The sequence below is a fragment of the Pandoraea sp. NPDC090278 genome (assembly GCF_044772185.1).
In the GTDB taxonomy this organism is placed as follows: Bacteria; Pseudomonadota; Gammaproteobacteria; order Burkholderiales; family Burkholderiaceae; genus Pandoraea.
This window is the reverse complement of sequence record NZ_JBIVYJ010000009.1, coordinates 45,541-58,629: the sequence shown is the minus strand read 5'-3', so window position 1 is coordinate 58,629 and position 13,089 is coordinate 45,541. Positions and strand designations below refer to the sequence as shown.

The following is a 13,089-nucleotide window of genomic DNA, read 5'->3' as shown; positions in this document are numbered from 1 at the left end:
GCCGAGGGCGTCCCGTCACGCAGTCTTTCGGGGTGTGGCCGAAAATCAGGCGGCCGGTGCCTGCGGGTCACGCTCGAAGCCATACGTCTGCGGCAACGTGCCCGCGTGAACGATGGACAGCGGCAGCGAATCTTCCGAATCGCCATTGCGCCAATGCAGACGTACCGCAGCCTTTGCGTCCGCCGTGTCGTCTGCCGTCTCAGCCACTTCGAATGCCTGCGCCAGATCCGACACCTGCGTGAGCAGATCGATATCGTGATCGTGCAGCAGCGCCAGCGGCGCGGTCGCGTCCGCCATGTCCCCCAAGCCCTTCGTCCCCACAAAGGCGACGCTGCCATCCTCGTCGAGCAGGCAGGCCTGCGGCACGAACGTCTTGCCCAACTGATCCGTCAGCACGGGCGCGCCTCGTTCGTCGTTCGCTGCGGTGTCCCACGTGAGGCGCACCACGAACGGTGCGTAAGCCAACGAGACGTACACGCGTTGCGGGCCGTTCTGGAAGTACCAACGTCCGGCATCGTCGCTGGCGTAATTGCGGGCGATGAACGCGATTAGCGCGGTGTGCCGAATCGGGTCGCCAGCCGTGCCTTCCGCCTGCGCCTGTTCGTCGCGCATGCGCCACTGGCCGCGACGATCGAGCGCGAGCCAGCCGTAGCAGTGCGGCACATTGGGCCATTTGGCCATCGCTTGTCGAACGATCTCATCCATTAGCTTAGGAGCCCTTAATGTGTGCCGACGCCTTGCGAACACCTTACGCGGCAGACGGCAGAAATTGACGGAAGTAGTCGACGACGGTATGCGGCATCCACGTCAGCCCGCCCGGAAACGGCCCGCTCATGAAGCCGACGTGTCCGCCATGTGCCGGTTGCAGCAGTTGGACGAAGCGGCCGACGTCGCCTTCGCCGGGCAGGGCGCTGGCGGGTTGGAACGGGTCGTTGCGGGCGTTGATGACGAGCGTCGGGACTTCGATGGCGGGCAGAATCGGTTTGCTCGACGCTCGCGTGTAGTAGTCGAACGCGCTGTGATAGCCGTGCAGCGGTGCGGTGACCACGTGATCGAATTCGCCGAGATCGCGCGCGGCCATCATCAGATTGCGGTCGTAAAGGCCGGGGTACTGATCGAGCTTGGCGAGCGCCTTCTTCTTGAGCGTGCCGAGGAAGTTGCGCGTGTACACCATGTTGAAGCCGTGCGAGAGCGCCAGACCGCCCGCGCGCAGATCGAGCGGGGCGGAGATCGCGCAGGCGGCGCTGACGACTTGCGTCGCGTGCCCCTCGCGCTCGCCGAGCCAGCGCAGCAGCACATTGCCGCCGAGCGACACGCCCGCCGCGAAGATCGGGCCGGACGTGTGGGCGCGCAGGCGTTGCAACATCCAGTCGATTTCGGTGCTGTCGCCGGAGTGATAGAAGCGCGGGCCGCGATTCATGCGTCCGCTGCAACTGCGAAAGTGGGGAATCACGCCGCGCCAGCCCTGCGCTTCGACCTCACGCATCAGGGTGCGGGCGTAATGGCTGCCCGACCCCCCTTCGAGACCGTGGAACAGCACGACCAGCGGTGTTTCGACGAGACCGTCGGGGGCGGGCGGGGACTTCTGCGAGGCGGGTGGCGCGACCAGCCAGTCGACGTCGACGAAATCGCCGTCGGGCGTATCCCACGTCTCGCGGCGGAACTCGACCGACGGGCGGCGGCCCAGCAGCGCGGGATAGATCGTCTGGCTGTGGCCGTCGGGCAACCACCGGGGCGGCCGGTAATCCTGAGGCAGAAAGACGGCCGGGCGCGCTGTCATGCGAACACCGTACGGTTTAGTGCAGCCCGTCCGGACGCGCGTGCATCATCAGGCTGAATTGCTCGACGGCATGCGGCGGCAGGGGGCTTGAGTGGATGTGGGCGAAGCGCCAGTCGCCTTGCTCGTGCACCAGCACGTAGGTCGTGTGGATGAGTTGAGCGGTCGTTTGCCCGGCGTCTTCCTTGCCCACGCGAATGGCTTCGGTCGCCGTGTGCACGACCGTGCCGACGGTGTCGTACTCGGTCGTATCGAGTGAGTCGATCAGCACGACACTCTGCGCGAACTGGGCGACGAGACCGCTGCGGATCTGTTCAAGGCCGTCCCAGCGCGTACCGTCGGCGCGAATGTAGCTGACGAAATCCTCGTTCGCCCAGAGCGTCATCGCGCGATCCGTCTGACCACGGCGCAGCGCGTCATAAAAGGCCGTGATGGTTTCACTGGCGGCATCGAACAGACGGACAAAACGTGGCATGAGGATTTACCGTTGAGTGTTACCGGGATCGAACCGAAAGCTTGCCGTGCGCGGCGCTCAGCGCTGCGTCAGCAGAATGTTGCGCAGATTCGCGAACACATGCTCGGGCATCAACTCGTTCAGGCAGCGTGTGTGACCCAGCGGACATTCGCGGGCAAAACACGGGCTGCACTCCAATTGTAGCCACAGGATGTGCGCCTGCTCGGACAACGGCGGCGTATGGCGCGGATCGGACGAACCGAACAAGGCGATCTGCGGGCGGCGCAGGGCGGCTGTCACGTGCATCAGGCCGGAATCGTTGCTCACCACGGCGTTCGCGCGTGCGAGCAGGGCGCAGGCCTCGGCCAGCGACGTCTGCCCGCAAAGATTGCGAACGAACGGCGCATCGGCGGCGATTTGCTGGGCCAGCGCACCATCCTTGCCCGAGCCGAGCGCGACGATCTGCGCGTACGGGAACGAACGGCGCACCAATTGCGCGAGCTGCGCGAAGTGTCCCGGCGGCCAGCGCTTGGCTGGTCCGAACTCGGCGCCCGGGCAGAACACCACGAGCGGCACGCGCAGATCGAGGCCGAAGCGCGCGAACACGCGGGCCGATTCGTTCAGGTCGGCCTCGATGCGCGGCGTCGGCAACGTCTCGGGCAGCTTGGCGCCCGGTGCGAATGCGAGCGCAGCGTAATGCCGCACCATCGGCGGGCGCTCGTCCTTGCGCGGATTGGCGTGACGCACGTTGAGCAGGCCGTAGCGCTGCTCGCCCTTGTAGCCGATGCGCAGCGGAATGCGCGCCAGCCACGGAATCAGCGACGACTTCAGGGAATTGGGCAGCACATAGGCGGCGTCGTACCCCTCGTCGGCCAGCACGCTCGCGAGCCGGTAGCGCTCGAGCGGCTGCAACTTGCCGTGCGCGAGGTCGGTGGCGACGACGCGCGAAATCTCCGGCATGCGTTCGAGCACCGGGGCGACCCAGCCGGGCGCGATCGCGTCGATGGTCAGACGCGGATGCAGACGCTTGAGCAGGGTAAACAACGGCTGCGCCATCAGCGCGTCCCCAATCCAGTTGGGGGCGATCACCAAGGCTTTATGCATCGTGGCGGAGACTCAATTCGTTAAGCGTGGCGATGAGACGGACCCGGCGACCGGGCCGTTTCACGAAAAAGACGGACGATCAGTGACCCTTGATCACGGTGCCGGGCTTCAGGCGATAGCGCGTGCCGCAATAGGCACAGGCGGCTTCGCCGTGGCTCACGTCGATGAACACGCGCGGGTGGCTGCTCCAGAACTGCATCTTCGGGTTCGGGCAGTGGACCGGGAGATCTTCAGCGCCGACTTCGACGACCGGCATTTGTTTGACTTCGCTCATGGGGTTCGGACCGTGGTGATATTCGATGAATTCGCGGTAGGCCGCGAATCCGAAGTTTTGAGGATTGCCCGGACGGTGTCGGTCACTGGGTGACGTCCGCCCGTTTACCAAAAGACGCTATTGTAAAGCAGCCGCCGCCCTTTGCGGACGGCTAGCCGCCCCGACGGTCATGGTCGGGTACGCGTGGCGCGTATGCCACAGCGGCAGCGTTGCATCAGAAAAAACACGCGAGTGACGGCTTTCCCCGTACTAAGTAACTATTTACCGTGGCTATAATGGCCTGACGTCCGCCGCCAATGATGAACATATTCACGAGACAATCCGGCAACCCTGGCGGGCGCCGTGACCGCTAGTGGTCATCTCGGGCGTGCCGGGCGCCGTCGGGACCGCTTCGCCCCGTAATGCCAGACACCGCGTCGCTCACCCCGGCGCTGCCCCCCCAGCCGACCATGTCAATGTTTCGTTTGCCTGCCGCTGAACGTGAAGGGTTCGCGGCCGGATTTCGCATTATCTCGCCGCTTTTGCCTGCCATTTTCTCGTGGGGTCTGGTGACAGGCGTCGCCATGAGCAAATCGGTGCTGACCGTGCCGCAGGCCATCGGCATGAGCCTGATGCTCTACGCAGGGTCGGCACAACTGGCCTCGCTGCCACTCTTCGCCGCCGGTATGCCGCTCTGGACGATTCTGCTGACGGTCGGCATCGTCAATCTGCGCTTCGTGATCTTCAGCGCGGGCCTCCAGCCGCATTTCTCCTATCTGTCGTTGCCGCGTCGCATCGCGCTCGGTTACGTCAATGGCGATCTCGGTTTCGTGATGTTCATGAACCAGAACTTTGCGAACGGCTACGTGCCGGGCAAGGAGGGGACGTATTACGGCATCACGCTCTCCAACTGGGCGGTGTGGCACGTGTCGTCGATTCTCGGCATCGTGCTTGGGGCACTGGTACCTGACAGCTGGGGATTGGGGTTTGCAGGCACACTCGCGCTCATTCCGATGATGGTTCACACGATCAACAGCCGCTCGACGATGCTGGCGGTGGCGCTCGCGTCGCTCATCGGGGTGCTCGCGTTCGATTTGCCGTATCGCCTCAATCTGGTGCTGGGCGTGCTCGGCGCGCTGGCCGCGGGCATGGTGTGCGACGAACTGGCGTCGCGCCATGCGAAGCGCCTCGCGCTGGCCAATCCGGTGCGGGTGCCGATTTCGACGGGGGACGACGTGGCGGCAAATGCGCCAGTGACGACGAAGACCGGCGAACCGCAGCCGGACGCCGTCCATGAAGAACGCCGCACCTCGGGAGAGCGTCGCTGATGAGCACCTTCGAAATCTGGTTCGCCTTCGTCGCGATGACGGCCATCACCATCGTCACGCGCACCTTCTTCATGCTCGCGGGCGAGCGCGTGACGTTGCCGCAACGCCTGCAACGCGCGCTGCGCTACGCACCGGCGGCGGCGCTTGCGGTCATCGTCGTGCCGGAGGTCGTGCTGCTCGATCACCAGTTCGCCATGCATCTGGGCAATCACAAGCTCGCGGCGGCAGTGGCGGCCACGGGCTGGTTCATCTGGCGTAGGAACATGATCGAGATGATCGTGATCGGGATGGTCGTTTATACGCTGGGGCGACTGTTCCTGTAGGTGGAACGCCGGACCTGCAAAATGGGCATCGGGGCGGTCGGATCAGTTAAAATGCATGTTTTTCCCACTATTTATTCCGGATTCTCATGGCTTCCGTCGTACGTCTTTCCGATTTGATCGCCCAGGGCCGCCTCGCCGGCAAACGTGTCTTCATCCGCGCCGACATGAACGTGCCGCAAGACGATGAGGGCCGAATCACGGAAGACACGCGTATCCGCGCCTCGGTGCCAGCCATCCAGATGTCGCTCGACGCCGGCGCTGCCGTGATGGTCACCTCGCATCTGGGTCGTCCGACGGAAGGCGAATTCAAGCCCGCCGACTCGCTCGCCCCGGTGGCGAAGCGTCTGTCGGAATTGCTCGGCCGCGACGTGAAGCTGGTCGCTGACTGGGTCGACGGCGGTTTTGACCTGGCCCCGGGCTCGGTCGTGCTGCTGGAGAACTGCCGCGTCAACAAGGGCGAGAAGAAGGACAACGACGAACTGGCGCAGAAGATGGCCAAGCTGTGCGACGTCTATGTGAACGACGCATTCGGCACGGCCCACCGCGCCGAAGCCACCACGCACGGCATCGCCAAGTACGCACCGGTCGCTTGCGCAGGCCCGCTGCTCGCCGCAGAACTCGAAGCGCTGGGCAAGGCGCTGAACGCACCGGCGCGTCCGCTCGTGGCCATCGTGGCTGGCTCGAAGGTCTCCACCAAGCTCACCATCCTTAAGACGCTGGCCGACAAGGTCGACCAACTGATCGTGGGCGGCGGCATCGCCAATACGTTCATGCTGGCCGCCGGTCTGCCGATCGGTAAGTCGCTCGCCGAAGCCGATCTGGTCGAGCAAGCCAAGGCAATCATCGACGCCATGGCCGCACGCGGCGCATCGGTGCCGATCCCGACGGACGTGGTGTGCGCGAAGGAATTCAGCGCGAACGCCGAAGCGACCGTCAAGGCCGCCGCCGACGTGGCCGCCGACGACATGATCCTCGACATCGGCCCGCAAACGGCCGCCAAGCTGGCCGAGCAACTGGGCAGCGCGGGCACCATCGTCTGGAACGGCCCGGTCGGCGTGTTCGAATTCGACCAGTTCGGTCACGGCACGGAAACCCTGGCGCGCGCCATCGCCGCAGCCAAGGGCTTCTCGATCGCCGGTGGTGGCGACACGCTCGCGGCCATCGCCAAGTACGGTATCGCCGATCAGGTCAGCTACATCTCGACCGGCGGCGGCGCTTTCCTCGAATTCCTCGAAGGCAAGACGCTTCCGGCCGTCGACGTGCTGGAACAACGCGCCGCCCAGTCGAACTGATCGGGCGGATTGCGCGGAATTTGTGCTGGGTTTGCTCTGAAATGCGCAAACCCAGGTGGAGCGGGGCTTGCAGGGCGGTTCGACGGTCCGGAAAACGTTCGCCGAGGGCGGTTTCGATCGCTTTATTGCGAACGTTAGAGATCGAATCAAACGATTTCGTACGGACAATACAAACTTTTTGGTTAACCTGCGGCGGCCTAATTGCGTTACAAACCTCTAAGCGCCAGTAATGTCGAAAGCGCTGCTACCCAAAGAGGATGAAGAGATGGATGTAATGAACCGCTCCACCAAGATCGTCGCCACCATCGGTCCGGCATCGAGCACGCCGGAAGTGCTTTCGCGCATGATCGCCGCAGGCGTCGACGTCGTTCGCCTGAACTTCTCGCACGGCAAGGCGCAGGACCACATCGAGCGCGCCGAAATGGTGCGCGCGGCTGCCAAGGCGGCGGGCCGCGAAGTGGCCATCATGGCCGACCTGCAGGGCCCGAAGATTCGCGTCGGCAAGTTCGAGAACGGCAAGACCACGCTCGAAGCCGGCGCCAAGTTCATTCTGGACAGCGAGTGCGAACTCGGTAACGACGAGCGCGTCGGGCTGGACTACAAGGAACTGCCGCGCGACGTGCGCACGGGCGACGTCCTGCTGCTCAACGACGGCCTGATCGTGCTGATCGTCGACCGCGTGCTCGGCAGCGAGATCCACACGACCGTGAAGGTCGGCGGTGACCTGTCGAACAACAAGGGCATCAACCGCCAGGGCGGCGGGCTGACGGCACCGGCGCTCACGTCGAAAGACATGGAAGACATCAAGACCGCGATGGCGCTGGGCGCCGATTACGTCGCGGTCTCGTTCCCGAAGAACGCTACCGACATGGAAATGGCGCGGCGTCTGGCGAACGTGGCGGGCGAGCCGTTCGGCATCAAGCCGCTGATGATCGCGAAGATCGAGCGTGCGGAAGCGATTCCGGCCCTCGAAGAGATTCTGGCGGCCTCGGACTGCATCATGGTCGCGCGTGGCGACCTGGCCATCGAAGTCGGCAATGCGGCCGTGCCGGCGCTGCAAAAGCGCATGATCAAGCTCGCGCGCGAGATGAACAAGACGACCATCACGGCCACGCAGATGATGGAGTCGATGATTCACAACCCGGTGCCGACCCGTGCCGAAGTGTCGGACGTCGCCAACGCGGTGCTCGACGGCACCGACGCGGTGATGCTGTCGGCGGAAAGCGCGGCGGGCAAGTACCCGGTCGAGACGATTGAGGCGATGGCGGCGATTTGCGTCGAAGCCGAGCGCTCGGAAACGGTGGAACTCGATCGCGACTGGTTGAACCAGACTTTTACGCGCATCGACCAAACGATTGCGGCCGGTGCCCTGTTTACCGCGTATCATCTTGGCGCGAAAGCCATCGTGGCGCTGACCGAATCGGGCGCGACCGCGTTGTGGCTGTCCCGTCACAAGATCCATGTGCCGATTTTTGCGCTGACGTCGCAGATGAGCAGCCATCGCAAAATGGCACTGTATCGCAACGTCTACGCGATGCGCGCCGACGCCACGCATGACCGCGATCACGCGCTCAAGCAAGCCGAGAAGTTGCTGCTCTCGAGCGGTGTGGTAAAGCGTGGCGACACGATTGTGCTGACGGTAGGCGAGCCGATGGGGCAACCCGGCGGCACCAACACGTTGAAGATCGTTCAGGTGGGCCAGGCATGACCAAGTGGGCCGCGCGAGTACGGCGAGGCGGTGCATTCAGCACCGACCGCGCCGGGCGCGAGCTGTCGTCATGTGGGGCGCCTCCGGATCGAAGAAAGATTTGCTTAGTTTTGTGATTCCAAGGAGAACATCATGCCCCTAGTCTCTATGCGACAGCTGCTCGACCACGCCGCCGAAAACGGCTATGGTCTGCCGGCCTTCAACGTCAACAATCTGGAACAGGTTTCCGCGATCATGGCCGCCGCCGACGAAGTTGGCGCGCCGGTCATCATGCAAGCCTCGGCCGGTGCTCGTAAGTACGCTGGCGAAGCGTTCCTGCGTCACCTGATCTCGGCAGCCGTGGAAGCCTACCCGCATATCCCGGTCGTGATGCACCAGGATCACGGCCAGTCGCCGGCGGTGTGTATGGCCGCGATCAAGAGCGGTTTCTCGAGCGTGATGATGGACGGTTCGCTCGAAGCGGACGGCAAGTCGGTCGCCAGCTACGAGTACAACGTCGAAGTGTCGCGCAAGGTGGTCGAGTTCTCGCACTACATCGGCGTGACGGTGGAAGCCGAGCTGGGCGTGCTGGGTTCGCTCGAAACGATGAAGGGCGACAAGGAAGACGGTCACGGTGCCGACGGCACGATGACCCGCGAGCAACTGCTGACCGATCCGGATCAGGCCGCCGACTTCGTGCACCAGACGCAATGCGACGCGCTGGCCATCGCCATCGGTACCTCGCACGGTGCTTACAAGTTCAGCCGCAAGCCGACGGGCGACATTCTCGCCATCGACCGCATCAAGGAAATCCACCGCCGCATTCCGAACACCCACCTGGTGATGCACGGTTCGTCGTCGGTGCCGCAGGAACTGCTCGCCGAGATCCGTGAATTCGGTGGCGACATGAAGGAAACGTACGGCGTGCCGGTCGAAGAGATCGTCGAAGGCATCAAGCACGGCGTGCGCAAGATCAACATCGATACCGACATCCGCCTGGCCATGACCGGCGCGATCCGTCGCTATCTGTTCGAAAACCCGAGCAAGTTCGACCCGCGCGACTACCTGAAGCCCGCTCGCGAAGCCGCTAAGCAGGTTTGCAAGGCGCGCTACCTGTCGTTCGGCTGCGAAGGTCAGGCTGGCAAGATCAAGACGGTCTCGCTCGACAAGATGGCCGAGAAGTACAAGAGCGGCGATCTCGCTCAGATCGTGAAGTAAATACGCGCATTGTCGTCGCGCCGGGTTACCCCGGACGGCGAAATGCCCGACCTGCGAGGGGAGGACGCTGACGAACGTCAGATGCCCACGCCCCCTCAGGTCGCAGGCCCGGCTTTTGCCAGCACGCGCTGGAACAGAAGCCGGGCCTTTTCTTTTGGCATCTGCAACTGGAATTTGCCGCCCAGCTCGGAGCGGATGGTCGCGGTGATCATCTCCACGCCGTCGACGATCAGCGTCATCGGTTCGTTCATATGCTGACGCGAGAAGTCGCGCATGCGTGTGGTCGCGCTGTCGCGCAGGCTCATCGTGATGATGACCTCGGTGTCCGTCGATCCGGATGTCCCATTGGCCGCCTGTGCCGGAAATTGCAATCCCAACTGTTCGATATCGCGCGCTGCAAAGAGAGCGAAGCGGGGGATGACATCGTCGTCGTCGTCCGGTGGCGCAATGGCGATCAGCCGTGGCAGGACAGGGCGCTCGCTGGCCTCGGCCGCGCTCCCGGCGGAAGCCGCGCGGGGTGGCGTTGCCCGATGGACGGGGGCGTGCTGGGTCTGGGGTGCGACCGTCGGGGCGGCCGTCTGCGCCAGCGCCGGTGCGTTTGAGAGTGAAAGCAGGGCGACGGCAGCGAGCGCGGCTGAGGCGAAGCGGCCGAACATGGCTGCGCAGCCGTCGTCGTCAGGCCATCCCCCCATTCGTCCGATGCATGGCTGCCGGACAGTGCGCGGTGTCGATAAGATCGTCATGGCAGCCCCCTCGGCCTCGTCAGGCCACTTTGGTCGGGTGAACGTTTCCATTGTAGGTAACATCCGGGCCGGTCGACGGACCTAACAGCGGTTCGTTGTGCGTTCCGTCCCGCGGCCGTCCTGCGCCCCATTACCGGTGCGAAACGACAGGCATCCACCCGTTCCCGGAAGTCCGGGGGGATGACGCGTGGCAGTCTCCTGCCTCCCGTCAACCTGCCCGTTCCGGGCGCCCCGGAGTTATCGATGCCGTTCAATCGCTTCCCCAAGACAATGACCCTGTGTTTTGGATTTTCGAGACCCGAAGCATCTCCACCGTCCGCGCGCGCCCACGAGATGGCCAGCACGCTGACCGGTACCCGCCATCCTGATCCATCGACGGCCGGGACACGCGGCGTGTCCCAAGCGTCCCAAATGCCTCAGGCGTCCTCAGCGACCGACTCGACGTCGTTGGAGATGCGCACGACGATGGCGGCGGACTGTAAGCGTGCCAAGTCGCACGATCTCCGAGACCCTGCCGTATCCAGCCAGGGCACCGCAGCCGCCTCTCAGATATCGCTTTGGGAGTGCGACGACCCGACACCCGACTGGGCGGTGCCGCTGCGCGAGACGGCCCAAGCGTGGGTCGAGCGGTATGGCGTGAACACGGCGAAGCTTATTCGCGTGGACGGCGAGTGCACCCGCTTCGGCCTGCTGGAACTGGAGGGTCACCGTTTCATCGTGGGGCCGACGGCGACACCGGCCGAAGCGCGCAGCCTCACCCACATGCTCAAGATGAATCCGCAGATCGGCGCGATCTTCTGCGTCGAGCCGGGCACGATGCAACGGCCGCGCGACGGCAGTGCGTCTGACGGGGCGGGCTATCGGGAGCGTCCGATCGGCGATTACATCACCCGCGTGACACGCCGGGGCGGCCGACACAGCGCACCGGACGCAGGCGGGGACGCTGGCATGCCGCCGTCCGTGACACCTGGCCATCTCGATGGGGGGCTGTCGCACGTGCAGTTCATGGAGTTCACGGGCATGGAGCGCTTCGACACCCAGATCGACGGTGCGGCGCTCTGGCGCGCCGGTAAAGGCGTGGCGGATTTTATGCGGCAGCATCCGGGCAAGATCCCACTCGTCTGCTCGGAGCGGGGGATTGCCCGGCCGTGCGCAGTGATTGCCAGCGCGGCGCTCCAATTGCGTGGTGGCGACGCCCGGCTGCGCAGCCTGCTTGCGCACGAAGTCGTCCGGCAGCGCGCCGAAGCCAGCGATCACCACATCAATGTGGCGGCGCGCAGCTTCGACCTGATCGCGGAACTGTCCCGGCTTACGACCATGCTGCGCGAGCCGGGGCGGGGCGACACGCGCAGCGAGCGCCGCGTGCACATCCTCAGGCAGCAACTGATGGGGAAAGACCTTGGGGTCAAGATCGACTGGCAAAGTCAACCGGGACGCCGCCGACTCGCCGACTATCTCGAAGCGAACTTCGAGAAGGTGTCGCCATTGCTGGCGTCGGGCGGCTTGCCACCCGGTACCGCCATGCTGTGGTTGCGAGACGAACTCGACGTGCTGAACGGCATCCGCTTCCTGTCGGCCGCATACATCGATGGCCACACGGACCGGATCTCGCAGGAGGCCATTGCGGTCAATGACCCGAATGCCGTGCGGCTCGTGTCGTTCGACGACTACGGCCTCACCTGCGACAACAAGTATTACGACGTCAGTTCGGTGGCTGGCTGGTACCGGCACTGTCTGGGGGCGTCGAAGCCCCTGTCGAATCCTGTTTCGCGTGCGCCGGTCGTGGCGCTGCTGGTCCGGGCGTCCGAAAAGTCGCGGCTGGAAGCGCAGTTCCGCCGCTGGCCGGTCTAAGTCGTCGAAGGGCAAAGGCGGCGCGCGGCCCACGGGATGAGAAGATGGCGGCCCCAGACGACTCCATCGACTCACCGGACCGACATCTTCGTGAAACGACCCACGACGCGCGTATAATTACGCCTTTGCCCTTCCTGATATTGGGTCCCGCCGTGACTACCCCCGCTCTGAACGCCCTGTACGAATCCTCCCTCAAGAGCCTGCCGCTGCTCTCGCGCGGCAAAGTGCGCGATAACTACGCCGTCGGCGACGACAAGCTGCTGATCGTGACGACGGACCGCCTCTCGGCGTTCGACGTGATCATGGGCGAGCCGATTCCGGGCAAGGGCCGTGTGCTCAACCAGATGGCCAACTTCTGGTTCGACAAGCTCGCACACGTCGTGCCGAACCACCTGACGGGCGTGGCCCCGGAAACGGTCGTCTCCGCCGACGAAGCCGCGCAAGTCGCTGGCCGTGCGGTCGTGGTCAAGCGTCTGAAGCCGATCCTGGTCGAAGCCGTGGTGCGTGGCTATCTGGCCGGTAGCGGCTGGAAGGACTATCAGGCGACGGGCGCGGTGTGCGGCGTGAAGCTGCCCGCCGGTCTGCAAAACGCGCAGCAACTCCCCGAACCGATCTTCACCCCGGCGGCCAAGGCCGAACTGGGCGAACACGACGAGAACATCAGCTTCGACGACATGGTGAGCCGCATCGGTCGCGAACTGGCCGAGCAGATCCGTGAGATCTCGATCCGTCTGTACAAGGAAGCCGCCGCTTACGCCGCCACGCGCGGCATCATCATCGCCGACACGAAGTTCGAATTCGGTCTGGATGACGATGGCAAGCTGCACCTGATGGACGAAGCGCTGACCGCTGATTCGTCGCGCTTCTGGCCCGCTGACTCTTACGCCGTGGGCAGCAACCCGCCGTCGTTCGACAAGCAGTTCGTGCGCGACTGGCTGGAAACGCAGCCGTGGGGCAAGACCCCGCCCGCACCGGCACTGCCGACGGAAGTCGTCGAGAAGACGGCCGCCAAGTACCGCGAGGCGCTCGAGCGCCTGACCGGCCAGCAACTGGCCTGAG

The 13,089-nt window shown here is 64.5% G+C and carries 13 protein-coding genes; 7 read left to right on the top strand and 6 right to left on the bottom strand.

What is annotated here, in order from left to right; all coding sequences use genetic code 11:
• Positions 1-45: 45 nt before the first annotated feature.
• From ACIQWO_RS25760 to ACIQWO_RS25740, 5 genes are all read right to left on the bottom strand, one after another.
• On the bottom strand, positions 46-705 hold the full coding sequence (locus ACIQWO_RS25760; RefSeq protein ID WP_402830268.1) for a DUF2946 family protein: 660 nt from the start codon (positions 703-705) through the stop codon (positions 46-48).
• A gap of 43 nt (positions 706-748) precedes the next feature.
• The gene (locus ACIQWO_RS25755; protein WP_402830266.1) at positions 749-1,780 is read right to left on the bottom strand and encodes a YheT family hydrolase; all 1,032 of its coding nucleotides are present in this window, start codon (positions 1,778-1,780) and stop codon (positions 749-751) included.
• Positions 1,781-1,796: 16 nt separating this feature from the next.
• Positions 1,797-2,252, bottom strand: a complete 456-nt coding sequence (locus ACIQWO_RS25750) for a nuclear transport factor 2 family protein (protein WP_046292789.1) — start codon at positions 2,250-2,252, stop codon at positions 1,797-1,799.
• 57 nt (positions 2,253-2,309) lie between these two features.
• Positions 2,310-3,335: a lipopolysaccharide heptosyltransferase II gene (waaF, locus tag ACIQWO_RS25745; RefSeq protein WP_039396594.1), complete on the bottom strand. Its 1,026-nt coding sequence runs from the start codon at positions 3,333-3,335 to the stop codon at positions 2,310-2,312.
• 79 nt (positions 3,336-3,414) lie between these two features.
• Complete coding sequence (locus tag ACIQWO_RS25740) at positions 3,415-3,609, bottom strand: zinc-finger domain-containing protein (RefSeq protein WP_039396595.1); 195 nt, start codon at positions 3,607-3,609, stop codon at positions 3,415-3,417.
• Positions 3,610-4,064: 455 nt separating this feature from the next.
• On the opposite strand from ACIQWO_RS25740, the gene ACIQWO_RS25735 reads away from it, so the two are divergent.
• The 5 genes from ACIQWO_RS25735 to fba all read left to right on the top strand — a co-directional run bounded on the left by ACIQWO_RS25735 (position 4,065) and on the right by fba (position 9,436).
• Positions 4,065-4,916: an AzlC family ABC transporter permease gene (locus tag ACIQWO_RS25735; RefSeq protein ID WP_402830388.1), complete on the top strand. Its 852-nt coding sequence runs from the start codon at positions 4,065-4,067 to the stop codon at positions 4,914-4,916.
• A complete protein-coding gene (locus ACIQWO_RS25730) occupies positions 4,916-5,239 on the top strand; it encodes an AzlD domain-containing protein (protein ID WP_150577214.1) in 324 nt (107 codons plus the stop codon). Before ACIQWO_RS25735 ends, ACIQWO_RS25730 begins: the two co-directional genes overlap by 1 nt.
• 86 nt (positions 5,240-5,325) lie before the next feature.
• On the top strand, positions 5,326-6,531 hold the full coding sequence (locus tag ACIQWO_RS25725) for a phosphoglycerate kinase (protein ID WP_402830261.1): 1,206 nt from the start codon (positions 5,326-5,328) through the stop codon (positions 6,529-6,531).
• 274 nt (positions 6,532-6,805) lie between these two features.
• Complete coding sequence (gene pyk / locus ACIQWO_RS25720; RefSeq protein ID WP_402830258.1) at positions 6,806-8,239, top strand: pyruvate kinase; 1,434 nt, start codon at positions 6,806-6,808, stop codon at positions 8,237-8,239.
• A gap of 132 nt (positions 8,240-8,371) precedes the next feature.
• Positions 8,372-9,436 carry a class II fructose-bisphosphate aldolase gene (gene fba, locus ACIQWO_RS25715; RefSeq protein WP_039396607.1) on the top strand — a complete coding sequence of 355 codons (1,065 nt, stop codon included), beginning with the start codon at positions 8,372-8,374 and terminating at the stop codon, positions 9,434-9,436.
• A gap of 95 nt (positions 9,437-9,531) precedes the next feature.
• Here fba and ACIQWO_RS25710 read toward each other — a convergent pair whose 3' ends face one another.
• On the bottom strand, positions 9,532-10,179 hold the full coding sequence (locus tag ACIQWO_RS25710) for a hypothetical protein (protein WP_402830256.1): 648 nt from the start codon (positions 10,177-10,179) through the stop codon (positions 9,532-9,534).
• A 393-nt stretch (positions 10,180-10,572) separates the two neighbouring features.
• On the opposite strand from ACIQWO_RS25710, the gene ACIQWO_RS25705 reads away from it, so the two are divergent.
• The gene (locus ACIQWO_RS25705; protein WP_402830254.1) at positions 10,573-12,030 is read left to right on the top strand and encodes a hypothetical protein; all 1,458 of its coding nucleotides are present in this window, start codon (positions 10,573-10,575) and stop codon (positions 12,028-12,030) included.
• Between the two features lie 167 nt (positions 12,031-12,197).
• Positions 12,198-13,088 (top strand): phosphoribosylaminoimidazolesuccinocarboxamide synthase, encoded by an 891-nt coding sequence (locus ACIQWO_RS25700; protein WP_039402467.1) that lies wholly within the window; start codon positions 12,198-12,200, stop codon positions 13,086-13,088.
• The last annotated feature ends 1 nt before the right edge of the window (position 13,089 follow it).

Bases quoted from the DNA above. Each gene is read 5' to 3' on its own strand.
- ACIQWO_RS25740 (WP_039396595.1), bottom strand. From the start codon at position 3,609: ATGAGCGAAGTCAAACAAATGCCGGTCGTCGAAGTCGGCGCTGAAGAT.
- fba (WP_039396607.1), top strand. From the start codon at position 8,372: ATGCCCCTAGTCTCTATGCGACAGCTGCTCGACCACGCCGCCGAAAAC.
- ACIQWO_RS25760 (WP_402830268.1), bottom strand. From the start codon at position 705: ATGGATGAGATCGTTCGACAAGCGATGGCCAAATGGCCCAATGTGCCG.
- ACIQWO_RS25755 (WP_402830266.1), bottom strand. From the start codon at position 1,780: ATGACAGCGCGCCCGGCCGTCTTTCTGCCTCAGGATTACCGGCCGCCC.
- ACIQWO_RS25735 (WP_402830388.1), top strand. From the start codon at position 4,065: ATGTTTCGTTTGCCTGCCGCTGAACGTGAAGGGTTCGCGGCCGGATTT.
- waaF (WP_039396594.1), bottom strand. From the start codon at position 3,335: ATGCATAAAGCCTTGGTGATCGCCCCCAACTGGATTGGGGACGCGCTG.
- ACIQWO_RS25730 (WP_150577214.1), top strand. From the start codon at position 4,916: ATGAGCACCTTCGAAATCTGGTTCGCCTTCGTCGCGATGACGGCCATC.
- ACIQWO_RS25750 (WP_046292789.1), bottom strand. From the start codon at position 2,252: ATGCCACGTTTTGTCCGTCTGTTCGATGCCGCCAGTGAAACCATCACG.
- pyk (WP_402830258.1), top strand. From the start codon at position 6,806: ATGAACCGCTCCACCAAGATCGTCGCCACCATCGGTCCGGCATCGAGC.
- ACIQWO_RS25725 (WP_402830261.1), top strand. From the start codon at position 5,326: ATGGCTTCCGTCGTACGTCTTTCCGATTTGATCGCCCAGGGCCGCCTC.
- ACIQWO_RS25710 (WP_402830256.1), bottom strand. From the start codon at position 10,179: ATGACGATCTTATCGACACCGCGCACTGTCCGGCAGCCATGCATCGGA.